At 59.3% G+C, this 24,194-nt stretch carries 29 protein-coding genes; 17 read left to right on the top strand and 12 right to left on the bottom strand.

Annotated features, from left to right (window positions below; all coding sequences use genetic code 11):
- Positions 1-9: 9 nt before the first annotated feature.
- The 3 genes from moaB to ACR0C6_RS12830 form a co-directional block, all read right to left on the bottom strand.
- Positions 10-552: a molybdenum cofactor biosynthesis protein B gene (moaB, locus tag ACR0C6_RS12840; RefSeq protein ID WP_224854752.1), complete on the bottom strand. Its 543-nt coding sequence runs from the start codon at positions 550-552 to the stop codon at positions 10-12.
- 196 nt (positions 553-748) lie between these two features.
- A complete protein-coding gene (locus tag ACR0C6_RS12835) occupies positions 749-1,348 on the bottom strand; it encodes a metallophosphoesterase family protein (protein WP_480619638.1) in 600 nt (199 codons plus the stop codon).
- Positions 1,345-2,112: a uracil-DNA glycosylase gene (locus ACR0C6_RS12830; RefSeq protein ID WP_480619636.1), complete on the bottom strand. Its 768-nt coding sequence runs from the start codon at positions 2,110-2,112 to the stop codon at positions 1,345-1,347. The genes ACR0C6_RS12835 and ACR0C6_RS12830 overlap by 4 nt, the downstream gene beginning before the upstream one ends.
- A 159-nt stretch (positions 2,113-2,271) precedes the next feature.
- On the opposite strand from ACR0C6_RS12830, the gene ACR0C6_RS12825 reads away from it, so the two are divergent.
- The 10 genes from ACR0C6_RS12825 to ACR0C6_RS12780 all read left to right on the top strand — a co-directional run bounded on the left by ACR0C6_RS12825 (position 2,272) and on the right by ACR0C6_RS12780 (position 8,743).
- Positions 2,272-2,460: a hypothetical protein gene (locus ACR0C6_RS12825; protein WP_480619634.1), complete on the top strand. Its 189-nt coding sequence runs from the start codon at positions 2,272-2,274 to the stop codon at positions 2,458-2,460.
- Positions 2,461-2,869: 409 nt separating this feature from the next.
- The gene (locus tag ACR0C6_RS12820) at positions 2,870-3,805 is read left to right on the top strand and encodes an aspartate carbamoyltransferase catalytic subunit (protein ID WP_480619632.1); all 936 of its coding nucleotides are present in this window, start codon (positions 2,870-2,872) and stop codon (positions 3,803-3,805) included.
- Positions 3,802-4,320 carry a hypothetical protein gene (locus ACR0C6_RS12815; RefSeq protein WP_480619630.1) on the top strand — a complete coding sequence of 173 codons (519 nt, stop codon included), beginning with the start codon at positions 3,802-3,804 and terminating at the stop codon, positions 4,318-4,320. Before ACR0C6_RS12820 ends, ACR0C6_RS12815 begins: the two co-directional genes overlap by 4 nt.
- Positions 4,305-4,691: a hypothetical protein gene (locus ACR0C6_RS12810; RefSeq protein ID WP_152456769.1), complete on the top strand. Its 387-nt coding sequence runs from the start codon at positions 4,305-4,307 to the stop codon at positions 4,689-4,691. Before ACR0C6_RS12815 ends, ACR0C6_RS12810 begins: the two co-directional genes overlap by 16 nt.
- Entirely contained in the window at positions 4,688-5,140 is a 453-nt protein-coding gene (locus ACR0C6_RS12805) for a hypothetical protein (protein WP_480619628.1), read from the top strand. Before ACR0C6_RS12810 ends, ACR0C6_RS12805 begins: the two co-directional genes overlap by 4 nt.
- Positions 5,137-6,417 carry a dihydroorotase gene (gene pyrC, locus ACR0C6_RS12800; RefSeq protein WP_480619626.1) on the top strand — a complete coding sequence of 427 codons (1,281 nt, stop codon included), beginning with the start codon at positions 5,137-5,139 and terminating at the stop codon, positions 6,415-6,417. Before ACR0C6_RS12805 ends, pyrC begins: the two co-directional genes overlap by 4 nt.
- Complete coding sequence (gene plsY / locus ACR0C6_RS12795; RefSeq protein ID WP_171206089.1) at positions 6,417-7,022, top strand: glycerol-3-phosphate 1-O-acyltransferase PlsY; 606 nt, start codon at positions 6,417-6,419, stop codon at positions 7,020-7,022. The genes pyrC and plsY overlap by 1 nt, the downstream gene beginning before the upstream one ends.
- A complete protein-coding gene (locus ACR0C6_RS12790) occupies positions 7,019-7,288 on the top strand; it encodes a hypothetical protein (protein WP_171233158.1) in 270 nt (89 codons plus the stop codon). The genes plsY and ACR0C6_RS12790 overlap by 4 nt, the downstream gene beginning before the upstream one ends.
- 183 nt (positions 7,289-7,471) lie before the next feature.
- Positions 7,472-7,948, top strand: a complete 477-nt coding sequence (locus ACR0C6_RS12785; RefSeq protein WP_480619624.1) for a YHS domain-containing (seleno)protein — start codon at positions 7,472-7,474, stop codon at positions 7,946-7,948.
- A gap of 261 nt (positions 7,949-8,209) precedes the next feature.
- Positions 8,210-8,743: an outer membrane protein gene (locus ACR0C6_RS12780; RefSeq protein ID WP_152456763.1), complete on the top strand. Its 534-nt coding sequence runs from the start codon at positions 8,210-8,212 to the stop codon at positions 8,741-8,743.
- 49 nt (positions 8,744-8,792) lie between these two features.
- On the opposite strand, the gene ACR0C6_RS12775 is transcribed toward ACR0C6_RS12780, so the two are convergent.
- On the bottom strand, positions 8,793-9,776 hold the full coding sequence (locus tag ACR0C6_RS12775; protein WP_480619622.1) for a quinone oxidoreductase family protein: 984 nt from the start codon (positions 9,774-9,776) through the stop codon (positions 8,793-8,795).
- A gap of 192 nt (positions 9,777-9,968) precedes the next feature.
- Here ACR0C6_RS12775 and ACR0C6_RS12770 point away from each other — a divergent pair, with 192 nt between their 5' ends.
- Entirely contained in the window at positions 9,969-10,826 is an 858-nt protein-coding gene (locus ACR0C6_RS12770; protein ID WP_480619620.1) for a DUF2189 domain-containing protein, read from the top strand.
- Positions 10,827-10,856: 30 nt separating this feature from the next.
- On the opposite strand, the gene ACR0C6_RS12765 is transcribed toward ACR0C6_RS12770, so the two are convergent.
- Both ACR0C6_RS12765 and ACR0C6_RS12760 read right to left on the bottom strand, forming a co-directional pair.
- Positions 10,857-11,843 carry an NAD(P)H-quinone oxidoreductase gene (locus ACR0C6_RS12765; protein WP_480619618.1) on the bottom strand — a complete coding sequence of 329 codons (987 nt, stop codon included), beginning with the start codon at positions 11,841-11,843 and terminating at the stop codon, positions 10,857-10,859.
- Between the two features lie 61 nt (positions 11,844-11,904).
- Positions 11,905-12,597 carry a COQ9 family protein gene (locus ACR0C6_RS12760; protein ID WP_480619616.1) on the bottom strand — a complete coding sequence of 231 codons (693 nt, stop codon included), beginning with the start codon at positions 12,595-12,597 and terminating at the stop codon, positions 11,905-11,907.
- Between the two features lie 111 nt (positions 12,598-12,708).
- Between ACR0C6_RS12760 and rpsU the strand changes: the two genes are divergently transcribed.
- The 3 genes from rpsU (at position 12,709) to ACR0C6_RS12745 (ending at position 14,505) form a co-directional block, all read left to right on the top strand.
- Positions 12,709-12,915, top strand: a complete 207-nt coding sequence (gene rpsU, locus ACR0C6_RS12755; RefSeq protein WP_005614280.1) for a 30S ribosomal protein S21 — start codon at positions 12,709-12,711, stop codon at positions 12,913-12,915.
- Positions 12,916-12,940: 25 nt separating this feature from the next.
- Positions 12,941-13,129, top strand: a complete 189-nt coding sequence (locus ACR0C6_RS12750) for a hypothetical protein (protein ID WP_480619614.1) — start codon at positions 12,941-12,943, stop codon at positions 13,127-13,129.
- Positions 13,130-13,212: 83 nt separating this feature from the next.
- Positions 13,213-14,505, top strand: a complete 1,293-nt coding sequence (locus ACR0C6_RS12745) for a CAP domain-containing protein (protein ID WP_480619612.1) — start codon at positions 13,213-13,215, stop codon at positions 14,503-14,505.
- A 67-nt stretch (positions 14,506-14,572) separates the two neighbouring features.
- On the opposite strand, the gene ppk2 is transcribed toward ACR0C6_RS12745, so the two are convergent.
- Positions 14,573-15,490, bottom strand: coding sequence for a polyphosphate kinase 2 (gene ppk2, locus ACR0C6_RS12740; protein WP_371419726.1), 918 nt, complete (start codon positions 15,488-15,490; stop codon positions 14,573-14,575).
- Between the two features lie 280 nt (positions 15,491-15,770).
- On the opposite strand from ppk2, the gene ACR0C6_RS12735 reads away from it, so the two are divergent.
- Positions 15,771-16,610, top strand: a complete 840-nt coding sequence (locus ACR0C6_RS12735; RefSeq protein WP_171229839.1) for a CPBP family intramembrane glutamic endopeptidase — start codon at positions 15,771-15,773, stop codon at positions 16,608-16,610.
- A 3-nt stretch (positions 16,611-16,613) separates the two neighbouring features.
- Here the strand turns inward: ACR0C6_RS12735 and ACR0C6_RS12730 are convergent, their stop codons facing one another.
- Entirely contained in the window at positions 16,614-17,072 is a 459-nt protein-coding gene (locus tag ACR0C6_RS12730; RefSeq protein ID WP_152456756.1) for an Lrp/AsnC family transcriptional regulator, read from the bottom strand.
- Between the two features lie 135 nt (positions 17,073-17,207).
- On the opposite strand from ACR0C6_RS12730, the gene ald reads away from it, so the two are divergent.
- Positions 17,208-18,326, top strand: coding sequence for an alanine dehydrogenase (ald, locus tag ACR0C6_RS12725; protein WP_480619610.1), 1,119 nt, complete (start codon positions 17,208-17,210; stop codon positions 18,324-18,326).
- 189 nt (positions 18,327-18,515) lie between these two features.
- Here the strand turns inward: ald and ACR0C6_RS12720 are convergent, their stop codons facing one another.
- On the bottom strand, positions 18,516-19,328 hold the full coding sequence (locus tag ACR0C6_RS12720) for a mechanosensitive ion channel domain-containing protein (RefSeq protein ID WP_174829446.1): 813 nt from the start codon (positions 19,326-19,328) through the stop codon (positions 18,516-18,518).
- A 210-nt stretch (positions 19,329-19,538) separates the two neighbouring features.
- Here ACR0C6_RS12720 and ACR0C6_RS12715 point away from each other — a divergent pair, with 210 nt between their 5' ends.
- Positions 19,539-20,237: a glutathione S-transferase family protein gene (locus tag ACR0C6_RS12715; RefSeq protein ID WP_480619608.1), complete on the top strand. Its 699-nt coding sequence runs from the start codon at positions 19,539-19,541 to the stop codon at positions 20,235-20,237.
- Positions 20,238-20,287: 50 nt separating this feature from the next.
- Here the strand turns inward: ACR0C6_RS12715 and ACR0C6_RS12710 are convergent, their stop codons facing one another.
- The 3 genes from ACR0C6_RS12710 to ACR0C6_RS12700 form a co-directional block, all read right to left on the bottom strand.
- Complete coding sequence (locus ACR0C6_RS12710; protein ID WP_171119768.1) at positions 20,288-20,734, bottom strand: YtoQ family protein; 447 nt, start codon at positions 20,732-20,734, stop codon at positions 20,288-20,290.
- 81 nt (positions 20,735-20,815) lie between these two features.
- Positions 20,816-23,212: a phenylalanine--tRNA ligase subunit beta gene (gene pheT, locus ACR0C6_RS12705; protein ID WP_480619606.1), complete on the bottom strand. Its 2,397-nt coding sequence runs from the start codon at positions 23,210-23,212 to the stop codon at positions 20,816-20,818.
- A 78-nt stretch (positions 23,213-23,290) separates the two neighbouring features.
- Positions 23,291-24,082, bottom strand: coding sequence for a CE1 family esterase (locus tag ACR0C6_RS12700; protein ID WP_480619604.1), 792 nt, complete (start codon positions 24,080-24,082; stop codon positions 23,291-23,293).
- Positions 24,083-24,194: the final 112 nt, after the last annotated feature.

Below are 24,194 nucleotides of genomic sequence, written 5' to 3'. Positions count from 1 at the left end.
ACGACCAGTCTACTTCCGTCGCAGATGTTCGTCCAATCTGGGCATTATTTCCACAAAATTGCAGGGGCGATGCCGGTAATCGAACTGTTTTTCCAAAATCCCATCCCACGCATCCTTGCAGGCCCCCGGGCTGCCGGGCAATGCAAAAAGGTATGTTCCCCCCGCAACCCCCCCGGTTGCACGGGACTGCACCGCCGAAGTGCCTATTTTTTCCATCGAAATGATGGTGAAGACAGTGCCGAATGCGTCGATCTCTTTTTCGTACACGTCCCGATGCGCCTCGACCGTCACGTCCCGCCCGGTCAGACCCGTTCCACCGGTCGAGATCACGACATCGATCCGCTCATCCGCCACCCATGCCCGCAACTGGTCGGCGATCTGGTCGCGCTCATCCCGGATGATCTGGCGATCCGCAACCACATGGCCCGCTTTTTCGATCCGGTCCACCAATGTCTGCCCCGAGCGATCTTCGTCCATCGATCGGGTGTCCGAAACGGTCAGAACGGCAATTCTGACGGGGATGAACTCCTTGGTTTCGTCAATGCGCGACATCTTGCGTCAGGCCCTTTCCATCATGACAAGCCGGATCGCGAGGGCGGAACATATACGCCCCGTGATCCAACCAATAATACGCGAGGCGCGCTGGTTGCCGACATGCAGCCCGTTCACGACAAACACTCCGACGGCAATGATCCCGCCCCGGGGTTCACAAACTGCCGAATGGGCGCCAACAAGGGGAAGGTTTCGGTCATGGGCCTACTTCAAACCAATTCGGTTTCGGTCCCAGATTGGCCAGTTGTGTTCGACCCAAGGACCCTCGATAGCCCCAGCTTTCATGCACATGGCCAAAGAACGCAAACCCCGGCTGAAGGCGTTCCACCGCATCTCGTATGGCAGTTGATCCGACCGAAAGGCCTTGCGATGTCTGATCCCCATACCCTTTGGGCGGAGAATGAACGATCAGGACATCAGCCGTCTCACACCGGTCGAGCATCTCGGACGCCTCACCTTCTGTCATGTCACAGGACCAGGCTCCGAACGGAGTCGGTGGTACGCCGTAGCCAAGGCCAAACAAGCGCAAGCCGTCTATGGTCATGCCAGACCCATGCAGGACATGAACACCGTCCGGGGCCGCATTGCCCAGTTCTTCTGCGCTTTCCGCGTTTCCCGGGATCAGGACCAGCGGGGCCGAAATGCCGGACAGCATCTGCATCGCCTCGTCCAGCCCCTGACGCGAATTGCAATAATCACCGGCACCGATGACAAGATCAGCCTCGGTGCTGGCGGCAACAAGATCGGCTGCCCGGTTGCGCTCCATGTGCAGATCAGAGAATGCCAGAACTTTCATGTTGCACCTCGCAGCCGCGCTTTCAGTTCCAGCAAATCCACCCAAGCCTGCCGTTTCATCTGCGGTTGTCGCAGCAGGTAAGCCGGGTGGAACATCGGAATCACTGGCAGATCCATTGCCTGATCCCATTTGCCGCGCAGGCGGGTGATGCCGCGTTTGCCCAGCACCGCCTGACAACTGATATTCCCCATCACAACCAAAACCTCGGGTCTGGCCAGGGCCACGTGGCGTTCCAGAAACGGCTTCATCATCCCGATCTCTTCGGGTTTGGGATCGCGGTTCTGCGGGGGCCGCCATGGCAGCACATTGGTGATATAGACGTTCTCGCGACGATCCAGATCAATTGCCGCCAGCATCCGGTCCAGCAACTGACCCGCACGGCCGACAAAGGGTTTGCCCTCGCGATCCTCATCGCGACCCGGCGCCTCGCCGATTATCATCACGCGCGCGCCGGGGGTCCCGTCGGCAAAGACCAACTGCCGCGCACCGCGCTTGAGCTCGCAATGCTCGAACGCGTCCATCGCTGCGCGCAGCTGATCCAGCGATCCCGCGCCCCGTGCTGCGGATCCTGCGATTGCTACCGGATCCAAATCGCTGGGCTTTGCCGGGGCGGCAGCGGGCGTTTCCGGTTTCCTGGGTTTGGCCGAGGTGTCGGGCAACGCGTACCGGTCAACCGGCGCATCACCGATTGCCTCGGTCACGCCCAGTTCGACCTGCCATTCCAGCAGCGCCCGCGCAGAGTAATAGTCCAAGCCCGATTCCATAGGGATAACTTACCCGCCTGAGGGCTGAGGGAAAGCGAATAGGGCTTGATCGGTCGCTCTGTCGCGCCGACCATCGGCATGCGATGCTCAGATTTCTGCGATTCCTCATCATTGGATTAGTGCTGGTTGTCACCGATGATCCGGCATGGGCCACATTTCATGACAAACACGGGCAATGCCGTGCGGGTCAGTTCAAATGCGGCAGCACATGTTGTTCAGGCGGGCAAAGATGCAGTTTCGATGGCCATTGCATTCCACTGGGCGGCACCTATTGCGGCGGCGGGCGCAGTTGCGGTCCGTTCGAACGCTGCGTCGCTGGTGGACTCAGATGTGCGCCCGCAGGCCTGAACAAATGCGCATCGCGGCTGGATTGTCCGGGCGACAGTTTTTGCAATGGCCGTGGCGAGTGTGAACGAAGCGCACCCGAACTGGATACGACGCCACCGACCACATGCGCTGATGGCAGAGCCTGCGCGCGTGGCTCGTCCTGCCTGCCCGGCGGGGGCTGCTCGCGTCCGGGGTGGTTCCTGTGCGAGGAAACCGGATCACAATGCCGCCCCGGTTTCAAATGCTCGGCGCATCAAGGCTGCGTACCGATCAAGGCGATCGACTGCGGCTATGGCAAATGGTGCAAGCCGGGCGAGCAATGCCTGCCCGAGGGCGGCTGCGAAAAACTGCCTGAGGGTACGGAACCTTAGGTTGCCTTGCGCCGCCCGGCTTCCTATAAGCGGCGCGATTGTCAGACAGGAGCCCGCCCATGCGTTTCGCCCATCGTCACCTTCTTGGCATCGAGCATCTGTCGCAATCCGATATCACCGAAATTCTGGATCTGGCCGAGACCTATGTCGCCATGAACCGCCAGTCGACCAAGCATTCGGACGTTCTGTCGGGGCTGACCCAGATCAACATGTTCTTTGAAAACTCGACCCGCACGCAGGCCAGTTTCGAACTGGCGGGCAAGCGTCTGGGTGCGGATGTGATGAACATGGCGATGCAGGCCAGCTCGATCAAAAAAGGCGAGACCCTGATCGACACCGCGATGACGCTGAACGCGATGCACCCGGATCTTCTGGTGGTGCGGCACCCGCATTCCGGCGCGGTCGATCTGCTGGCGCAGAAGGTCAATTGTGCCGTTCTGAACGCCGGTGACGGCAAACATGAACACCCCACGCAAGCCCTGCTGGACGCCCTGACCATCCGTCGCGCCAAAGGTCGCCTGCACCGGCTGAGCATTGCCATTTGCGGCGATGTCGCCCATTCCCGCGTCGCCCGATCGAACCTGATCCTGCTGGGCAAGATGGAAAACCGCATCCGCCTGATTGGCCCGCCGACGCTGGTGCCCAGCCAGTTCGCCGAGTTCGGGGCCGAAATCTATGACGACATGAACGAGGGCCTCAAGGACGTTGACGTCGTCATGATGCTGCGCCTTCAGAAAGAGCGGATGGATGGCGGGTTCATCCCCTCGGAACGCGAATATTACCACCGCTACGGTCTGGACGCCGCAAAGCTGGCGCAGGCCAAGCCGGACGCGATCGTGATGCATCCCGGCCCGATGAACCGCGGGGTCGAGATCGACGGCACCTTGGCGGACGACATCAACCGATCCGTCATTCAGGAACAGGTGGAAATGGGCGTCGCCGTCCGCATGGCCGCGATGGATTTGCTGGCGCGCAACCTGCGCGAGGCCGCATGAGCGATCTGACCGTTGCCCCCCACGAACGCGGCGTTTTGCGCCTGTTCACGCTGGACATGCGCCCGGAAGAGGCAAAGTTCCTGCGCGAACCGGGTGCCGCCGATCAGGCGCTTGGGGTCGACGGGCTGGACCCCAGCCACATCGATGTATTCCCGGTCTCCGACCTCGAGGACCTCGGCCTTTACGGCTATCTGACCGAGGGCTGCGGCGTGCCCGCTGACCAGTTGGACCGGGATGCTCTGGCCACTATCGACGGTTGGGTCATGGTCCTTCGCAGCGCGGCTTTCAACGGACACCCGGCGACGCTGAACCCCGATCCGCGCCTGCGCCTGATCGGCCTGTTCACGGAAGAGGCCACGAACTGGACCGGGGGGATCATCGAAACCGAAAGCGCCAAACCCTTTTCCGCCCCGCAAACCGCCACAGCAAGTGACACCCCCCGCCGCGTCGGATCTGCCATTCTCGCACTGGTCGCGCTTGTGGTCATCGGAGGCATCTTATGGCTGATCCTGTGATCTTCGCCCCGGACAAAGGGGCCTATATCCGCACAAATGCATGGCTGGCTGCTGTGGCCATGGCCGGTGCAATGGCCGTGCTGTGGCTGATCGGCAATCCTTACGTCTGGACCGGAGCCCCAGCTGGCCTGGCCGCCATCGGCTTTCGCGCGTGGTATCTGGCCTCGGAAGAACTGGTCTCGAATTGGCAATTGTCAGACACCGCACTGACCGGTCCCGGCGGACGCAGCGTGCCGCTGAACCAGATCACCGCCGTGAATATCATGGGCAGCTTCGTCCAGGTTGTCACCAAAACCGGCGACAAGCATCTGATCAAGTACCAGTCAGACCCGGCCGCCACCAAAGCCGCGATTGAAAGGGCGATGGGATGAGCGACGAATGGTGGCGCGAGAAGATACCAGAGGGCGAACAGGTTCTATGGTTCGGGCGGCCGCATAACGGTTTCTTCCCACCTCATCTGGGTTGGTCCTACAGGATTTTGATCGGCTCTGTCGGTCTGGCGTGGTTCGCCAGCCCGTGGATTGTCGACTCGGTGCGGGATTTCTGGAAGCTGATCAGTTGCACGGGCGTGCTGGCATTCGTGATGTGGGCGGACCGCTTTGTTCGCTTGCAACGCGTTTATGTTGTGACGCCGCAGAACGCGTGGCAAGTCAACAAAGAACTAAAAACCAAGAAACTTGAAATCAACCGGTTCCTGAATTTCCGCACTGTGCCCTCAGCGGTGGTTTTTAACCGCCACCCCTTTTTCAGATTCGACCATCTGCCCGACCCGGATGCCGCGTTGGCCGCGCTGACCCAAGCCCGAGAGACCCATACATGACCGCCTTGATCTTCACCAACGCCCGCCTGATCGACCCTGAAACCGGCACGGACAGTCCTGGCTGGCTGCACATTGCCGACGGCCTCATTCACGGCAAGGGCAACGGCGACGCGCCCGTTGCTGACACCCAGGTCATCGACTGCGGGGGCAAGTGCCTCGCCCCCGGCATCGTCGATATCGGCGTCAAGGTGTGTGAGCCGGGCGAACGGCACAAGGAAAGCTACAAATCCGCAGGCCTCGCTGCCGCAGCCGGTGGTGTCACCACCATTGTCACCCGCCCGGATACACTGCCCGCGGTCGATACGCCAGAAACGCTGGAATTCGCGACCCGGCGCGCGCAGGCGGATGCGCCGGTCAACGTGCTGCCGATGGCCGCGCTGACCAAGGGGCGCGAAGGGCGTGAGATGACGGAAATCGGGTTCTTGCAGGACGCAGGCGCCGTGGCCTTTACCGATTGCGATCACGTCATCACCAATACCAAGGTGTTTTCCCGCGCACTGACCTATGCGAAATCCTGCGGCGCGCTGGTGATTGCCCACCCGCAAGATCCGGGCCTGAGCCATGGCGCCGCGGCCACCAGCGGCAAATTCGCCGTCCTGCGCGGATTGCCTGCGGTCTCGCCCATGGCCGAGCGCATGGGGCTGGACCGTGACATCGCGCTGTTGGAAATGACGGGCGCGGCCTATCACGCCGACCAGATCACCACCGCCCGCGCCCTGCCCGCGCTGGAACGGGCCAAGCGCAACGGGCTGGACATCACTGCCGGCACCTCGATCCATCACCTGACGCTGAACGAACTGGACGTGGCCGACTATCGTACCTTCTTCAAGGTCAAGCCTCCGCTGCGGTCCGAGGATGACCGGCAGGCGGTGATCGAGGCGGTGCGCACCGGCCTGATCGACACGATCAGTTCGATGCACACGCCGCAGGACGAAGAAAGCAAACGCCTGCCGTTTGAAGAGGCCGCCTCGGGCGCGGTGGCGCTGGAAACGCTCTTGCCGGCGGCATTGCGCCTGTATCATGCCGACCAGTTGGACCTGCCGACCCTGTTCCGGGCGATGGCATTGAACCCGGCCAAACGGCTTGGTTTGGAAAGCGGCCGATTGTCGGAAGGCGCACCGGCGGATCTGGTTCTGTTCGACCCGGATGTGCCTTTTGTGCTTGATCGCTTTGCCTTAAAATCCAAATCTCAGAACACGCCATTTGACGGCCAGCGGATGCAAGGTAAGGTCATTTCGACCTATGTTGCAGGTAAAGAAGTGTTCCGGAGTTCCTGATGCCCCCGATCGACAACTCGACCAGCGAACTGCTCCAATGGGCGGTGGTTGGATATCTCTTGGGCTCCATTCCCTTCGGCCTGCTGCTTGCAAAGGTCATGGGGCTGGGAAATCTGCGCGAAATCGGATCCGGAAATATCGGCGCAACCAATGTCCTGCGCACCGGCAACAAAGCCGCCGCGGCGCTGACCTTGCTGTTCGACGCGGCCAAGGGCGCGGCGGCGGTTCTGATTGCCCGTGCTTATGCCGGAGAAGACGCCGCGCAGATCGCAGCCCTTTTTGCCTTTCTGGGTCATTGCTTTCCCATCTGGCTGGGTTTCAAGGGCGGAAAAGGCGTGGCGACCTTTCTGGGCCTCTGGCTGGCGCTGGACTGGCGCGTCGGTGTTGCGTGCTGTCTCAGCTGGCTGGTGGCGGCGGCGATCTGGCGGATATCCTCGGTCGGCGCACTGGCCGCGGCCGCGCTTTCAACGACCTGGGTACTGGTTCTGACAAACGGACAATCCTTTATCCTTGGGATTATCCTGACCCTTCTGATCTATTGGCGTCACAGCACCAACGTCGCACGGATCAAGGCCGGGACTGAACCGAAAATCGGAAAATCGTGACACCGCCGGACGCTTTCGTTTCCGCGTTTTTCGCACTGCCCGAGGGCAGGTTTGCCGGTACATCGGGGAACCGGCGCTATGTCGTCGTGCGCCAACAGATGGCAAAGGGGAAATCCCACAAGCTGGTTGCACGCGAACTGGGCGGCACCGACTATATCAGCATGAATCTGTATCAGACACGCATCAGCGGCGCGCTGCTGAGGCCTTGTGAAATGGCGGCCAGCAAAGTCATCGCGTTTGTTCTGGATTTTGAACCGGACGCGTAATGTCAGGCCTGCATTTTTGAACAGACGTTCCTCTCTGACGCACAATCACGATTCATTGTTTTGAACGTGATCCGCCTGCTTCCCAGATCGCTGTCGTGACGGTCAATTACGGGCCACACAGGACAACAATCCGGGGCCTTCGATCCGCACACAGAGGAGGCTCCTTTCACGAAAGGTGGAACAATGAACAAGTTTAAATCTCTGATCGGTGGCGTCGCTCTGTCCGTTGCGCTGGCAACATCCGCACTGGCCGCTGGAGTGGACATCAACGCAAGCTCGACCGGTCTGGCCATGCAGGGTTATGACCCGGTTGCCTATTTCACCGTCGGTGAAGCGACCAAGGGCGACTATCGCATCACCGCGCTACACGACGATGCGCTGTACCGTTTCTCGTCCGAGGAAAACAAAGCCGCCTTTGAAGCCAACCCGGAAGCTTACCTGCCTGCCTATGGCGGCTATTGCGCCTTCGGTACAGCCATGGGCTTCAAGTTCGACGGTGACCCGAACCACTGGAAAATCGTCGACAACAAACTGTACCTGAACTTGTCGAAAGACATCCAGGAACGCTGGGAAGGCGACATCCCGGGCTTTATCGAAAGCGCAAGTGCAAACTGGGAAAACATCGCGGACAAGACCCCTGCTGAATTGCAAAAGCAATAATCCGCCTAAATCTTCAGATGTGTCGGCGGCGGAGTGTTCCGCCGCCGCATATCGTTTGAAGACCTCTCGTTTCTTCCTATCTCATCAGTATCAGAAGTGCCCGATTTCAAAGGCCCCCCGGCGTGTCTTTTCACGTTTCAGAGCCAGAATTCGGGCAGGGGTTCGTAGGTATCACTGATCCGATGACGTTCGCGGATCGTAACTGTCTGCATAAGTGAACCGAATTTCACTGGAGCAGAGTGACAATCGAAAGGAAATGAGATGACTTTGAAATTGGCTCTCATCACTACTGTCGCAACCGTGGTCGCGGGATCGGCAATGGCACAATCCTCGGGCAACTGGACCGGGTTTTATGGCGGTCTGCAACTGGGTTATGCCGATGTAGACACCAGCCTGTCCGGTGTCGATGGCGATGGCGCGATCGGTGGTATCATCCTGGGCTACGACTATGATCTGGGCGACTGGGTCGTTGGCGGCGGATTTGACTATGACTGGACTGACGTGGGCCTGTCCGGCGCGGCAACTGTCGAAGATGTCTGGCGGTTGAAAGCGCGCGCCGGCTACAAGGTAAACCCGCAAGGTCTGCTGTACGGCACGGCAGGCTACGCCGAAGCGGGCACCGACACCCTGGGCAGTGATGACGGGTGGTTCATCGGCGCAGGCTATGAACAGATCGTGGCCCCAAATGTCAGCATTGGCGGAGAGCTGCTGTACCACGAATTCGATAACTTCAACGGAAACAATGTGGATGTCGACGCAACCACATTGCAGGTTCGTGTCTCTTACCGGTTCTGAACGGCACTCCGGATAAAGTTGAACCCGGCCTGACAGGCCGGGTTTCGCATCAAAGTTCCAGAATCGTACTGCCGGTCGTCTGCCGCGCTTCCAACGCGCGATGTGCATCGGCCACCTGATCCAGCGCAAAGCGCTGATCAATGTGGATCTTGACCTCTCTGCCCTCGACCTTGCCGAACAAGCGGCGTGCCATTGCCTGACAGACGGAGTGGTCCGCAATATGGGTGAACAAAGTGGGGCGGGTAATCTTGAGCGATCCTTTCTGGCCCAGAACACCGATATCGAATGGCGGCACCGGCCCTGAGGCGTTGCCGAAGGAAATCATCATTCCCAAGGGTTTCAGGCAGTTCAACGATCTGTCGAACGTGTCCGCCCCCACGGAATCCATGACCACATCCACACCCTTGCCTTTGGTGATCTCGGCCACCCGTTCGGCGAAATTCTCAGATCGGTAGTTGATGCAATGCGCGGCCCCGTTGAACCGGGCGAGGCTGCACTTCTCGTCGGTTCCCGCCGTGCCAATCAGAGTGATCCCTTCGGACTTCGCCCATTGGCAGGCGATCAGTCCGACCCCACCCGCCGCTGCGTGGAACAGCACCGTATCCCCGCGTTTCAGCGGAGTGGTTCGGTGAAACAGGTATTCAACCGTCAAACCCTTCAACATCATTGCCGCAGCAGCGTCGAAAGCGATGCCATCCGGCAAAGGGCACACCTGTGCCGCAGGCATTACGCGGGCCTCGCAATACGCGCCGGGTGGGGCTGCGGCATACGCGGCCCGTTGACCGGGTTGCAGGTGCGTTACCCCTTCCCCGACGGCCTCGACAACACCCGCCGCCTCCATCCCCAAAGCATGGGGGAGCTCCAGGGGGTACAATCCAGTGCGTTGATAAACATCGATGAAATTAAGACCGCAGGCATGATGACGGATACGTATTTCACCCGGTCCGGGGTCGCCCAATGGCCTGTCTTCGATCCGCAGAACCTCGGGCCCGCCGAATTCGTGCAATACCACCGTTTTCGCTGTTGTCTGCATCCTGACCTCCTCTTGCCTGACATCAAGCTAACATGACTGCGATGCGGAGCAATCGTCAGATATCAGAGTGTTGATCAGGATTCCGCCAAACTGTGCTATACTGCGATCAGGCGTTGTCGGCTGGTCCGGCCACGGACAACTTAATGCCGGATCCATTCCGCGGCGCAAATCTCGCCAGGAAAGGGGATGAAAATGGCTAAAACAATCGGAAATCCGATCAGTTGGGCGGCCCAGAATCTGGGGGCGGCCAGTGATCATGTCTCGGACAGCGTTTCAAAACTCGGAAGCGCAGATACCAAGCATTTGCCGATGGTGCAGACATTGACAATACAAGATCTGCGCGCCTGTCTGAAGGCGGGGTATCACGACTTTGTCGAAACACGGGCGGATGCCATATTCATTGTGCTGATATACCCGATTGCGGGGCTTTTGATGTTCGGCTTTGCCCTGAACGTCAACATGGTGCCACTTCTGGCGCCTCTGGTCGCCGGTTTTGCCTTGATCGGTCCAGTCGCAGCTGTGGGGCTGTATGAGATCAGCCGCAAGCGAGAACAAGGCAGCACGGTGCATTGGTTGGATGCGTTCGGTGTATTCCGCTCTCCGGCTTTCGGCGCAATTCTGGTTTTGGGCTTCTATCTGGTGATGCTTCTGCTGATCTGGCTAATGGTGGCGCAGAGCATCTACACGCATACAATGGGGCCAGAAGTCCCCGCGTCACTTGGCACTTTTGCCAAGCAGGCCGTCACTACGGTTGCCGGCTGGACCATGATGGTTGTCGGACTCGCCGTTGGGTTCGTGTTTGCTCTTTGCGCTCTGGCGATCAGCGTCGTCAGCTTTCCGTTGCTTCTGGACCGGCAAGTCGGATTGCCGGTGGCGGTCGTGACGTCGTTTCGCGTGTTGCGTCACAACCCCGGCGTCATCTTGACCTGGGGTTTCATCGTGGCGGCCCTTCTGTTTCTGGGTGCCGTGCCGATGCTGTTGGGCCTGATCATAGTGATGCCGGTTCTGGGCCATGCCACATGGCACCTGTATCGCCGCGCGGTTGCGTGAACGCGCGGGTCTGCCCCGCGCGCGCAGAGTTCAGCCCGCCACGTTCAGGACGATCTTGCCAATATGGCCCGAGCTTTCCATGCGTGCATGGGCAGCCGCAGCCTCGGCCAGATCAAATTCGCTGTCCATGACAGGCGCAACCTTGCCTGCCTCAAGCAGAGGCCAGACAGCTTCGCGCAGGTCCTGTGCAATCCGGGCCTTGGCCAGATCGCTTTGCGGGCGCAGGGTGCTGCCGGTCAGGGTCAGGCGCTTGACCATCATCAGGGCAAAGTTCAGCTCGACCACCGGGCCTTGCAGAAACGCGATCTGGACCAGCCGCCCATCCTCGGCCAGAGCTTTGACGTTGCGCGGGATATAGTCGCCACCGACCATGTCGAGGATCAGGTTTGCCCCGCCTTCGGCCCGCATGACGGCCACAAAATCCTCATCGCGGTAGTTGATCGCCCTTTCCGCACCCAGCTTGACGCAAGCCTGACATTTTTCATCTGACCCTGCGGTGGCAAAAACGCGGGCGCCAAAGGCATTGGCCAACTGGATGGCCGTCGTGCCAATCCCGCTCGAGCCGCCATGGACCAGAAATCGTTCACCGGCCTTCAGCCCGCCCCGCGTAAACACGTTGGACCAGACGGTGAAAAAGGTCTCGGGCAGGCAGGCCGCCTCTTTCATTCCCATGCCGGCAGGAACCGGCAGGCAATGGGCCGCAGGGGTGGCGACATATTCGGCATAGCCGCCGCCCGGCAGCAACGCGCAGACCTGATCCCCGACGGACAGTCCTTCGACCCCGGCCCCGACCGAGACCACTTCGCCCGAAGCCTCAAGCCCCGGCAGGTCGCTGGCACCGGGCGGCGGATCGTAAGCGCCCGCGCGCTGCAACGCATCCGGGCGGTTCACCCCGGCATAGGCCACTTTCAGAACGACCTGCCCCGTACCCGGTTCGGGAATCGGACGCTCGGTCAGTTGCAAAACATCGGGACCACCCGGTTCGGTGATCTCAACAGCGCGCATCATCTGGGTCATAGGCACCTCCTTTGCCCAATGCCTAGCAGGCATCAGGGCCAAGGCCCAGCACCAAGACGCGCTACTTTCGGGGGTTCAGCATTCCCGGAAGATCGGCCCGCATTTTGACCGGAGCCTTCACCTGACCCGCCAGCCAGTTCGGAACCGCCAGAAATGGTTTCAACACAGGGTTGTCGCGCAACTGCGCCTTGAGCTTTTCAAACTCCATGACATCAGCGATCCGGCGATCCAGAAACTCCCACGTGTTCTGATGATCCGGGCTGTCATCACCCAGCCAGAACAGCAGGGTCGAGGAATAGACACCCGACAAAGTGGCCCGCTTCGTGTACCAGTTCACATCATCCGAGCTGTCGCCCAGCGCATCCCAGATCAGATCGCAGGTCTGCCAGACCGCCTTGGCACCGTCGGCCGCATGTGTCGGCAGGGAAAACAGCGTCATGCCCCGGCGCACCAGTTCTTTGTCCTCGACGGCCTGCAAGCGGAACCGAACCGCAGCGGCAATCCTGTCGCGGAATTTCAGTTCGCTCAGGTCCTCGGACTTGATGCGGTCCAGCATCGCCTGATCCCCGCGCGCGTGGTAGGCCAACGCCAGATCCACCGCGCCGCGCGGACAAATCGCGCGTGCCAGACCGTCATCCAGACCACAGTCGGAAATGGAGGCGCGAAAACTGGATTCCGACCACCCGTCGAAGGGAACATGGATCAGCATCGCATCCAAAAGCTGCTGTTTTGCATCTTCATATGTGGTCGTCATGGCGGTTCTCCGGTTGTCGGGCCCAGTACTAGACAAGTTAGAGCGGCTTTGCTATACGGCCAACTCCTGCAATTTCCTTGCAACTCTATCTAGAAAGGTGGTGACAACCACATGCAGGTTAGTGTTCGCGACAACAACGTCGATCAGGCGCTTCGTGCCCTGAAGAAAAAGCTGCAGCGCGAAGGCGTGTTCCGTGAAATGAAGCTTAAGCAACATTTCGAGAAACCGTCCGAGAAAAAAGCGCGCGAGAAGGCTGAAGCGATCCGTCGTGCCCGTAAACTGGCACGTAAGAAAGCACAGCGCGAAGGTTTGCTCTAAGACCTTTGGTCTCGTCCAGCTTTGGATGACACTATTTGACGACCCCCGAGGCATCGCCCGGGGGTTTGTCGTTTCGGCGATCGGTTTCAATCCGCCGACTCGTGGTACCGGCTGTGCGACAAGCCGCCATTTCCTCGCCAGCAACATTTTGCCCGGCATTTTGCAGCGCAGCGAATCCAGCATCGGTAGCATCGCGTTGCCAAAACTCGCCTGAAGTGAACCACCCCCTACCACCGTCGATATCCCGACCTCTAAGTGAGCCCGTCCGGAAGGACACAAACACAAACGGAGGCAAAAATGTCGACTGCAAGTACATTCGAACGCGAGATGCTGGAGCTGATCAACCAGGAACGCACATCCCGCGGGCTCAACCCGCTTCAGCTTGAGACGCAGCTGAACGATTCATCCGAAGATCACAGCACCTGGATGCTGGATACAGACACGTTCAGCCACACCGGCTCGGGCGATTCCAGTGCGACTCAGCGGATGCAAAACGCCGGGTTCGATCTTGTGGGCAACTGGCGGACCGGCGAAAACATCGCATGGCAGTCCGAACGCGGGCAGCCCGGCATCAGCGATGACGTGGCGCAGTTGCACCAGAACCTGATGAACAGCCCGGGCCACCGCGCCAATATTCTGAACCCGGATTTCAAATATATCGGGATCGGGATCGAAACCGGCGATATGCAGGGTTTTGATGCGGTGATGGTCACCCAGAACTTTGCCGCAACCGACGCGGCAGTCATGCTGGACAACGGCAATACGAACACACCGCCCGTTCCGCCAACCACGCCGGACGAAGTTGCCGCTCCGGAAGAGCCGGAGCCCGAAACACCCGATACTGACGTCACCGAGACCGAGGAACCGGAGCCCGAAACACCCAACACCGACGTCACCGAAACCGAAGAGCCGGAGCCCGAAACGCCCGACACCGACGTCACCGAAACCGAGGAACCAGAACCCGAAGCACCCGATACCGACGTCACCGAAACCGAAGAGCCGGAGCCCGAAACGCCCGACACCGACGTCACCGAGACCGAGGAACCAGAACCCGAAGCACCCGATACCGACGTCACCGAAACCGAAGAACCAGAACCCGAAACACCTGACACCGACGTCACCGAAACCGAAGAGCCGGAACCCGAAACACCCGACACCGACGTCACCGAAACCGAAGAGCCGGAACCCGAAACGCCCGATACCGACGTCACCGAGACCGAGGAACCGGAGCCCGAAACACCCGACACCGACGTCACCGAGACCGAAGAGCCGGAACTCGAAACGCCGGACGTGGACGTGGTTGACGGGGGTGAGGCCGAGACGTTCTGCTTTGACGTTCAGGCCTTCCTGGATGAAATCGCCAGTTTCCTCGAAAACCTGCAAGCGCAGTTTGACGAGTTCAACTGGGGTGACGATATGAACGGCGACACGGACGTGGCAGACACCGATGATATCGACATGATGCCGACCGCCGACGTCACGCCGGAAACGGAATCCGAGCCTGCGGGCACCGAAACAGCCAACGTCGATGACTGTGACATCACAATGGTCAACTTCTTCCACTTTGACTGCATGATGGATGCAGCCTGATCATTTGACCCTGTGCGAGGCCGGCCGTGTCGGCCTCGCACAATCCGGCTCAGAGCCTGGTTTTGCTTCAATAGATCTTTGGTACGTAAAGCTCATCCGGCAAAACGCGGCGTTCATATTCCGGGTTGTACTTGCGGTCGGGCAGATTGACCTTTTCCTGAGGCACGTCCTCGTATGGGATTTTTGTCAAAAGATGCTCGATACAGTTTAGCCTTTCGCGTTTTTTGTCATTGCCTTCGACGATGTACCACGGGGCCTCGGGGATATTCGTTCGGAAAAGCATGTCCTCTTTGGCCTTTGTGTAGGATTCCCAGCGGATGCGGGATTCAAGATCCATCGGTGACAGCTTCCATTGCTTCATCGGATCGTGAATACGCATCAGGAATCGCAACTGCTGTTCCTCATCCGTGATCGAGAACCAGTATTTCAGCAGAATGATCCCTGACCGCACCAGCATCCGTTCGAATTCCGGAACGTCCTGAAAGAATTGTTCAACCTGGTCCTCGGACGCAAAACCCATCACCCGCTCGACTCCGGCCCGGTTGTACCAGGAGCGGTCGAACAGAACGATTTCACCCGCCGCCGGCAGATGCGGTACGTAGCGCTGGAAATACCACTGGCTTTGCTCTCGGCGGCTGGGTGCCGGCAATGCCACTACGCGCGCGACGCGCGGGTTCAGACGCTGGGTGATCCGCTTGATCACGCCCCCTTTACCGGCACTGTCACGGCCTTCAAACAGGATACAGACCTTGGCCCCGGTGTGCTGTACCCAGTCCTGAACCTTGATCAGTTCGGCTTGCAGGCGCAGCAGGTTGCGGAAGTAAACCTTGCGATCCAACATGTCCGGATGCTGTTCCCGATAGATTTTCCGGACTTCCATCGACAGCATCGGCTCACTGAATTCTATCTCGAAATCTTCGTCCAGCGTGTCCTCCAGCTCGGCTTCCAGCCAGTCTTTGGGGGCGCCAGTGTTTTCGTTGTCCAAGGTCAGCTCCTTCTCGGTCTTCGGGTTCGGACCATATCGGGCCCGTATAACCACCTGATGTCACCAGATAAATTGATGCGAGGGTCACGAGGCCTGCCGCTGTTGTCGTACCTGCAAATCAGGTCCAGCGCGGGAATATGATCTTTCCCCTGAATTTGTACATCTGGCCCGGGGGATACAAGCGTCTGAATTGACGCAATGCATTGCGCTTGGCCACGGATGCTTGCATTGCCTCGTTTTGGTGCGGCATCACGGTGCGCATGACAAAGACGAGGCGATTGTGACATTCCTTCTTTCCGTGATGCCCGCGATCTGGCCCTGGCTTGTTCTTATATCAGCGCAATTGATGGTGCTGACCCGGCGGACAGGCATCGGCTTGTCGTTACTGGCGTTGTTCATCAGCATTGCCTCGGCGACAGGATTGATGTCACCCATGGCGATCGCTGCGGCGGCCTTTGGTCTGGTCGGAGCTTCATTGCTGCCCCATCTGAAAGGATGGCCTGCTGTCGCCGGGCACCTGTTGTTGATCCTGTGGTGTCTGGTGATGGGTGCACATCTGCTGCCGGGGTTCGAAAATTTGAAAATTCTGGATCAGGTACAGGCAGGCGCGGGAAGCGCCAGTTTCACCCTGCATCTGAACCTGGACAAACCGATGGTCTTCTTTGCCGTACTTCTGGCCTGGCCCGGGATGCTGCGCGGCAAAACGCAGATCAATCGCACGGCCTTGCTGGCAGGGTTGCTGCTCCTGCCGGGGCTGTTTCTGTTGGGGCTTTCCTTCGGCGCGGTGCGCCCGGAATTTGCGATCCCGCCCTGGTGGCTGGTATTTGCCCTGTCCAACCTGTTTCTGACCTGCCTGACGGAAGAAGCCTTCTTTCGTGGCTATCTGCAATCGGCCATCGCCCCGCGCCTGGGGGACGTTGGCAGTGTAATAGCAGCCAGTCTGCTGTTCGGGCTGGCCCATGTCGCCGGGGGTCCGGCGCTGGTGGTTTTTGCTTCCATTCTCGGGCTGGCCTGCGGATTGGGATACTATGCAACCAGACGCCTGTGGGTGCCTGTGATGATGCATTTCGGGTTCAACCTGACCCACCTTTTTCTGTTCACCTATCCCGGGCCTTTATGACAATTAGACGGGCAAGGCTGTGGTCTTGAACACGGTACGCAAGGCAAACGAGCTTTGCATTTGCGCCACCCCGGGCAGGCGCGACAGGTATTGCCGATGGATGCGGGCGAAATCTTCGGTGTTTTCCGCCACAACTTTCAGAATGTAATCCGCCGTACCGGCCATCAGATGGCATTCCAGCACATCCGGTATCCGGGCCACCGCCTTTTCAAACGCATCCAGAACCTCTTCGGCCTGACCCTGTAGCGTGATTTCGACAAAGACCGTTGTCGGCACGTTCATCTTCCGCGCATCCAGCAGCGCCACGTAGTTGCGAATGTAGCCTTCAACCTCCAGCCGCTGAACACGCCGGTGGCAAGCCGACGGAGACAAGTTGACCTGTTCAGACAATTCCGAATTCGACATCCTACCGTTTTTTTGCAATGCCGCCAGAATCTTGCGATCGGTCGTATCCAAGCTCATTCATGCAATTCCTTTGCAAGGTTTTTGTATATTACGCGATATTCTTCCAAAGAAAAATGTACTGACACGTTTTCTTTCACAGAAATTGCACTGCAAACTGCACATAATTTAAGCAGCTTATGTACGGAGAACCCCATGAAAATCGGTTGCCCCAAGGAAATCAAACCCCAGGAATTCCGCGTCGGGATGACGCCCAATGCTGCTCAGGAAGCAGTTGCACGTGGTCACGAAGTTCTGATCGAATCCGGCGCAGGCATCGGCGCGGGATTTGACAACGACGCATATGTCGCGGCTGGCGCACGTATCATCGACACTGCGGAAGAGGTGTTTGCCACCGCCGACATGATCGTCAAGGTCAAGGAACCCCAGGCCGTGGAACGCAAGATGCTGCGTGAAGGGCAGTTGCTGTTCACCTATCTGCACCTGGCTCCGGACCCGGACCAGACGCATGACCTGCTGGAATCGGGTTGTACTGCCATCGCCTATGAGACTGTGACCGATGCAAACGGCGGCCTGCCTCTGCTGGCACCGATGTCCGAAGTCGCCGGTCGTCTGGCCCCTCAGGTCGGGTCGTGGACACTGCAAAAGGCCAATGGCGGGCGCGGCGTTCTGATGGGTGGCGTACCCGGTGTCGGCCCTGCCAAAGTGGTCGTAATCGGCGGCGGCGTCGTCGGGACCCATGCGGCGAAGATCGCTGCTGGAATGGGCGCGGATGTCATCGTTCTGGATCGCTCCTTGCCGCGGCTGCGCTATCTGGACGACGTCTTTGGCGGAACCTTCAAGAACCAGTATTCGACCGCTGGTGCCACGGCCGAGCTTATCCAGGATGCCGATATGGTCATCGGTGCCGTTCTGATCCCCGGCGCTGCGGCCCCAAAACTTGTCTCGCGCGCCCAGTTGTCGACGATGAAACCCGGTGCCGTACTTGTCGATGTTGCCATCGATCAGGGCGGGTGCTTCGAGACGTCGAAAGCCACCACCCATGCTGACCCGATCTACGATGTCGACGGCATCATGCATTACTGCGTTGCCAACATGCCGGGCGCGGTGGCGCGCACCTCGACCATCGCCCTGGGCAACGCCACGATGCCGTTCATGCTGTCTCTGGCGGACAAAGGCTGGAAACAGGCGTGTCAGGAAGATCCGCATCTGCTGGAAGGTCTGAACGTCCACGCTGGCAAGCTGACCTACTATGCGGTCGGCAAGGCCCTTGGTATCGACGTCGTCTCGCCCAACGTGATCGTCAAGTCGTAAACACTCCCGCCCCTGAAATCGCTTTTGAAAAGCGATTTCCAGCGTTGGGCATAGCGCCACGCCACAGGCGTGGCGCGGTCGGACTCAAAGCGATGGTTTGAACAAAGAAAAGGGCACCGCGCCCTTGCGCGGTGCCCGGCCCAACGGGAGGAGGGCATTTTCGAATGCCCGATCGACGGGCGGGAGCCGTCACCCCTGTTTCTGGATTTCCACCGAATGAGGGTAAGGGATCGAAATACCTTTGTCGTCAAAGGCTTCCTTGATCGTTTTCGTCAGCTCGAATTTGACATCCCAATAGTCTGGCGCCGAGCACCACAGCCGTGCCGTCAGATCCACCGAACTGTCACCCAGGTTCGTAACCCGAACCCAGGGTTCCGGGTCGCTGTGAATGCGACTGTCCGCTTTGGCCACATCCAGAATGATCTGCATGGCTTTGTCCGCGCTGTCACCATAATCGATTCCGAATACCAGATCGACACGACGCGTGTCATGGGCAGAGTAGTTCGTGATGATCGAGCCCCATGCCTGACCGTTCGGAACAATGATCTGCACGTTGTCCGGCGTCACCAGCTCAGTGGTGAACAGGTTCAGGTCCTTTACGGTGCCTGACGTGCCGCCGATATCAACGAATTGACCCAGCTTGTAGGGCCGGAAGACAACCAGCATCACACCGGCCGCCAGATCGCTGAGCGTGCCTTGAAGCGCCAGGCCGATAGCCAACGACGCGGCACCCAGAATGGCGACGATGCTGGTGGCTTCAATTCCGAAGATGCCCAGAACGGCAACCAGAACCATGGCGAGAATGGCCCATTTGACCAGGCTTGCCATAAAGTTCCCAAGCGTCGGATCAATATGCGGCGTCGAATTGATCCGGCGGCGAACCATGCCCCCGATTGCACCAGCCACGATCCAGCCCAGGATCAGAACAACAAGCGCCTTGACGGCACTCATGATCAGCGGGGCAAATGCGCCCACCTGTGTTACGACCTCATCCACGCCCATCTCCTTTCAACAGCAAGAAACCCGCGAGGTTTTCGCGGGGGTCACCAGATTGTGAGCCAAGTTTGGCTTCCGGTCTAGGTGCGAGTTTCGTTTGATTTCCCCTTTGTTCGCCAGAAAACACGGCCTGACCGGAAATGCACATCGCCAAGGGCTTATATAAATCAGGCGTGGCCCCTAGCTTTTACAGGGACAGCCAAACAGGAGCCCCCAATGCTGGACAACAAACCTCATCCGATCATGGCGCGCTGGCCCGCGCAATCCCCGGACAAGATTCAACTGTATTCCTATCCGACTCCAAACGGCGTAAAGGCATCGATTATGCTGGAGGAAACCAGCCTGCCCTATGAGCCCCATCTGGTGACGCTATCGGATGCGGATGTCAAAAGCCCCGAGTTTCTGTCGCTGAACCCAAACAACAAAATCCCAGCCATCATCGATCCCAACGGGCCGGACGGTGAGCCGCTGGCCCTGTTCGAAAGCGGGGCAATCCTGCTGTATCTGGCCGAGAAATCGGGCAAGTTGCTGGGACAAAGCGCAGCAGACAAGCATCGCATTACACAATGGCTGATGTTCCAAATGGGGGGCGTAGGGCCGATGTTTGGCCAGCTTGGCTTCTTCTACAAATTCGCGGGCAGCGAAATCGAAGACCCCCGACCGCGCGAACGCTATATCAACGAGGCCAAACGACTTTTGAACGTGGTCAACACGCAACTGGAAGGGAAAGACTGGATCGCCGGCGATTACTCCATCGCCGATATCGCTCTTGCCCCCTGGTTGAATGCTCTGGACTTCTACGGCGCGAAAGAGGTTGTTGGCTGGGACGATTATGCCAATGTCGTCGCCTATGTCGACCGGTTCATGCAACGCCCGGCGGTGCAGCGCGGCAAAACCATACCCGCACGCGCTTGATCTGTTTCGCGATCGACAGGGTGCCGAAACCGGCACCCGCATTGCAAAACTCAGCCCGGCAGTGCACCCGTCAGCACATACCGCAGGATTTCAACAACCTGCGCAGGCTTTTCCGCCACGGCCAGCGCGGCAGCATCCACTTCTTTCAACGCGTGCTGATGCTCGGGGCCGTGCAGCACGATGATGGATTTTCCCAGCGCTGCGGCATAGCCCGCATCAAAAGCCGCGTTCCATTGTTTGTACTTGTCGCCAAACCGGACAACCACAACGTCAGCATCCGAAATGCCCTTGCGGGTCCGGATCGCGTTGACCATCGCACCCTTGTGGTCATGCCAGTATTTGTTCGGCTCTTCCCCCAGAATGGCAACGCCGCAATCGTCGCTGGCCGCGTGGTCCGTCACCGGGCTGTTGAATGTGATGTCCAACCCCTGCGCGCCGTCGATGATCTGTTCGCGCCAATCGGTGTGGATTTCGCCAGATAGGTACACGTTCAGCATCTTTCGTCCTCCGTAAACACGGAAAGGGCGCCACCGCCCCTTCATCTTTTCTGAAATACTCCCGCCGGAGGCGGCCCTGCATCAGCCCCGCAGAACACCGCCGGTCGCCTTGGAGACTTTGGCGATGATCTTTTCGGCCACCGCTTCGATGTCCTTTTCCTTCAGCGTCTGCTCTGTCGGCTGCAAACGTACCGTTATGGCCAGCGATTTTTTACCTTCACCCAGGCTGCCACCGATGAATTCGTCAAAGACACGCACATCTTCGATCAGCGCTTTGTCGGCACCTGCCGCCGCGTTCACCAATGTCAGCGCCTCGACGTTTTCATCAACGACAAAGGCAAAGTCACGTTCAACCGCTTGCAAGTCACGCAATTCCAATGCGGCACGTGTGGCACCGGACTTGCGGGGCAAGGGAACCTCGTCGGGCCAGATCGTAAAGGCCATTGCCGGACCCTTGATATCCATCGCCTGCAACACGCGCGGGTGCAGCTCACCAAAAACACCCAGCACCTTTTTGGGACCCAGACAGATCTTTCCGTGACGACCCGGATGCCACCAGGCATCGCCGTCGCGCAGAATCTGTACCTTGGCCGGTGCTCCGATCGCCGCAAGAACGGCCTCGGCATCCGCCTTGGCATCAAAGACACCCACCGGGCGCGAGGCCCCGTGCACATCCTTGGGGCCGTTGCGGCCAACCAGCAGGCCGGCGATCTGGGTTTTCTGGTCGCCGGGTTCGCCATCGTGGAAAACAGGGCCAACTTCGAACAGGGCGACGTCGGCATATCCGCGTGCCTGATTGCGCGCCGCGGCCTGCAACAATCCGGGCAGCAGATCCGGGCGCATGTGGCTCATCTCGGACGAGATCGGATTTTCAAGCATGGTCGCGTCATCCCCGCCACCGAACAAAGCAGCCGAAGCCTGATCGATGAACGTATAGGTGACGCATTCGTTGTAACCCAGCGCGGCGCAGGTGCGGCGCGCCATGGACTGGCGGCGCTGAGTCGGTGTCATCACCGGCTTGGGAATACCATCGGTGACACGCGGCAAGGGCTTGCCCTGCAACTTGGTCAACGAGGCGATCCGTGCGACCTCTTCCACCAGATCGGCCTCACCCATGATATCGGGGCGCCAGCTTGGCACGTGGGCCATTTCGCCCTCGAGACGGAAACCCAGACGGGTCAGCGTCTGACGCTGCTCGCTTTCGGGAATGTCCATCCCGACCAGAGACTGCACCCGTTCGGCATCCAGCTTGTACGCACGCGCGTGGTTCGGCGCTTTGCCCGCCTCGACCACTTTGGACGCTTCGCCACCGCAGATGTCCAGAATCAACTGGGTTGCGTGCTCGAGCCCTTCCAGCGTGTATTCAGGATCCACGCCGCGTTCGAACCGGTACCGCGCGTCTGAATTGATTTTCAGCGCCCGACCCGTCAGCGCGATCTGCACATGATCCCAGAACGCGCTTTCCAGGAACACATTCACAGTATCCTCGGTGCAGCCGGTTTCCTGACCGCCCATGATGCCTGCGATGGATTCCGGGCCTTTGTCATCTGAAATGACCATCATGCCGGGCTGAAGAGTGTATTCCTTCTCGTCCAGCGCCACCAGGGTTTCACCGCCTTTGGCGCGATGAACGCGAAGATTGCCCTGCACCTTGTCCGCGTCAAACACATGCAGCGGGCGGTTATGGTCAAAGGTCATATAGTTGGTGATATCCACCAGCGCCGAAATCGGACGCAGCCCGATCGCCTTCAACTGATCCTGCAACCACTGCGGGCTGGGGCCGTTCTTGACGCCCTTGATAAGGCGGCCCGTGAAATGCGGGCAGCCATCCAGCGTATCCTCGTCAATCGATACTTTGATCGGGCTTTCGAAATCGCCGGGCACAGGCACGTAGTCGCGCTGTTTCAAAGTGCCGATCCCACGCGCCGCCAGATCACGCGCGATGCCTTCCACGCCCAGAGCATCCGGCCGGTTCGGAGTGATCGCGATCTCGATCACGGGATCGACTTTCGACGGGTCATTCTCGGCAAGCCAATCAACGAATCTGTCACCGACCTCGCCCGAGGGCAATTCGATGATGCCATCATGTTCGTCCGACAGCTCCAGCTCGCGCTCGGACGCCATCATGCCAAAGCTTTCGACGCCGCGGATCTTGCCGACACTGATCGTCAGGTCCAGACCGGGGATATACATGCCCGGTTTGCAGACGACGACAGTGATCCCTTCGCGGGCATTGGGCGCGCCGCAGATGATCTGCAACTCGCCTTCATCCGTGTCCACCTTGCAGACACGCAGCTTGTCGGCGTCAGGGTGTTTTTCCGCGTGTTTCACATAGCCCAGCGTAAAGTCCTTGAGCTTGTCAGCCGGGTTGATGACCTCTTCGACCTCAAGGCCAAGATCGGTCAGCGCCTCAGTGATCTCATCAACCGACGCATCGGTATCGAGGTGGTCTTTCAGCCAAGACAGAGTGAATTTCATTGCTCGGGGCCTTTTTTGGCAAACATCCAGTCGGCACAGGCAATGACAAAGAATGCGCCAAGGTGCAAGCGCTGCGGGTCACGGATAGGTGGGGGTGCGGCCCAAAAGCTCGTCCAATTGCCACCCGATCCAGCCATGCGGGATGAAATGCCCGCCCGGATGGGTGTCCAGCACCACCTGCCCCTGCGCACAATCGGTCCATTCCACCCGACTGAGTGTCAGGAACGGTTTCACGCTCCAATCCCCGCGCGGGGTGGCACCGTTGCAGTTGTACTTTTCCCGCCACAGCGCCACCGGATAGGTGGTATCGCCGCCCGGTCCAAAGGGAAAATCCATCACCGTGTCGTCCAGCCCATGCACATGGCGCACCTCGCGCGGGGCTTCGGGGCAGGCTTCGGTCTGGCGGATGCTGCCCGCAACGGCCAGCAAGGCGGCGATGTCATTGCCTGACTGACAGACATAGCGCCACGCCATCGCGCCGCCAAAGGAATAGCCCGAGACGTAGATACGCCTCGGATCAACCGGGTACCGCTTGGCCACGTCCTGCAACACTGCATCGGCAAAGGGCACATCGCCGGTATCCGCTGACCAGAAATCCCAGCTTTTGCCCAGCCCGTTCGGGGCCACCAGCAACACACCCCGCAGCTTGGTCGCACCTGCAATGCGTTCGTGGTTCACCACAACGGTCCCCTGCCGCGCCCAGCCGTGGAAATGCAGCAACACCGGCAGAGGCGTTTCGCCATTCCATCCATCGGGTTCCAGCACATGGTACGAGCGGTCGCCGAGGTCGCAGGCGGTATCGCCGTGACATGTTTCATTCGCAAATGCCGGAGACGCGGTCAGCAGCAGGAGAAGCAGTCGATAGATCATAGGCCGGAGCCTAGCGACATGCGCTGCCCTGTCACGTAACTTATTGGTGTAGGGTGGGCTTCAGCCCGGCACCCGGCAGTTGGTGGGCTAAACCCCACCCTACATCAGATCA

The sequence above is a fragment of the Ruegeria sp. AL12 genome (genome assembly GCF_056540885.1).
The sequence above is the reverse complement of the archived record's forward strand: the minus strand, read 5'-3'. Positions and strand labels throughout refer to the sequence as shown.

Bases quoted from the DNA above. Each gene is read 5' to 3' on its own strand.
- moaB (WP_224854752.1), bottom strand. From the start codon at position 552: ATGTCGCGCATTGACGAAACCAAGGAGTTCATCCCCGTCAGAATTGCC.
- ACR0C6_RS12835 (WP_480619638.1), bottom strand. From the start codon at position 1,348: ATGAAAGTTCTGGCATTCTCTGATCTGCACATGGAGCGCAACCGGGCA.
- ACR0C6_RS12830 (WP_480619636.1), bottom strand. From the start codon at position 2,112: ATGGAATCGGGCTTGGACTATTACTCTGCGCGGGCGCTGCTGGAATGG.
- ACR0C6_RS12825 (WP_480619634.1), top strand. From the start codon at position 2,272: ATGACAAACACGGGCAATGCCGTGCGGGTCAGTTCAAATGCGGCAGCA.
- ACR0C6_RS12820 (WP_480619632.1), top strand. From the start codon at position 2,870: ATGCGTTTCGCCCATCGTCACCTTCTTGGCATCGAGCATCTGTCGCAA.
- ACR0C6_RS12815 (WP_480619630.1), top strand. From the start codon at position 3,802: ATGAGCGATCTGACCGTTGCCCCCCACGAACGCGGCGTTTTGCGCCTG.
- ACR0C6_RS12810 (WP_152456769.1), top strand. From the start codon at position 4,305: ATGGCTGATCCTGTGATCTTCGCCCCGGACAAAGGGGCCTATATCCGC.
- ACR0C6_RS12805 (WP_480619628.1), top strand. From the start codon at position 4,688: ATGAGCGACGAATGGTGGCGCGAGAAGATACCAGAGGGCGAACAGGTT.
- pyrC (WP_480619626.1), top strand. From the start codon at position 5,137: ATGACCGCCTTGATCTTCACCAACGCCCGCCTGATCGACCCTGAAACC.
- plsY (WP_171206089.1), top strand. From the start codon at position 6,417: ATGCCCCCGATCGACAACTCGACCAGCGAACTGCTCCAATGGGCGGTG.
- ACR0C6_RS12785 (WP_480619624.1), top strand. From the start codon at position 7,472: ATGAACAAGTTTAAATCTCTGATCGGTGGCGTCGCTCTGTCCGTTGCG.
- ACR0C6_RS12780 (WP_152456763.1), top strand. From the start codon at position 8,210: ATGACTTTGAAATTGGCTCTCATCACTACTGTCGCAACCGTGGTCGCG.
- ACR0C6_RS12775 (WP_480619622.1), bottom strand. From the start codon at position 9,776: ATGCAGACAACAGCGAAAACGGTGGTATTGCACGAATTCGGCGGGCCC.
- ACR0C6_RS12770 (WP_480619620.1), top strand. From the start codon at position 9,969: ATGGCTAAAACAATCGGAAATCCGATCAGTTGGGCGGCCCAGAATCTG.
- ACR0C6_RS12765 (WP_480619618.1), bottom strand. From the start codon at position 11,843: ATGACCCAGATGATGCGCGCTGTTGAGATCACCGAACCGGGTGGTCCC.
- ACR0C6_RS12760 (WP_480619616.1), bottom strand. From the start codon at position 12,597: ATGACGACCACATATGAAGATGCAAAACAGCAGCTTTTGGATGCGATG.
- rpsU (WP_005614280.1), top strand. From the start codon at position 12,709: ATGCAGGTTAGTGTTCGCGACAACAACGTCGATCAGGCGCTTCGTGCC.
- ACR0C6_RS12750 (WP_480619614.1), top strand. From the start codon at position 12,941: ATGACACTATTTGACGACCCCCGAGGCATCGCCCGGGGGTTTGTCGTT.
- ACR0C6_RS12745 (WP_480619612.1), top strand. From the start codon at position 13,213: ATGTCGACTGCAAGTACATTCGAACGCGAGATGCTGGAGCTGATCAAC.
- ACR0C6_RS12730 (WP_152456756.1), bottom strand. From the start codon at position 17,072: ATGAGCTTGGATACGACCGATCGCAAGATTCTGGCGGCATTGCAAAAA.
- ald (WP_480619610.1), top strand. From the start codon at position 17,208: ATGAAAATCGGTTGCCCCAAGGAAATCAAACCCCAGGAATTCCGCGTC.
- ACR0C6_RS12720 (WP_174829446.1), bottom strand. From the start codon at position 19,328: ATGGGCGTGGATGAGGTCGTAACACAGGTGGGCGCATTTGCCCCGCTG.
- ACR0C6_RS12715 (WP_480619608.1), top strand. From the start codon at position 19,539: ATGCTGGACAACAAACCTCATCCGATCATGGCGCGCTGGCCCGCGCAA.
- ACR0C6_RS12710 (WP_171119768.1), bottom strand. From the start codon at position 20,734: ATGCTGAACGTGTACCTATCTGGCGAAATCCACACCGATTGGCGCGAA.
- pheT (WP_480619606.1), bottom strand. From the start codon at position 23,212: ATGAAATTCACTCTGTCTTGGCTGAAAGACCACCTCGATACCGATGCG.
- ACR0C6_RS12700 (WP_480619604.1), bottom strand. From the start codon at position 24,082: ATGATCTATCGACTGCTTCTCCTGCTGCTGACCGCGTCTCCGGCATTT.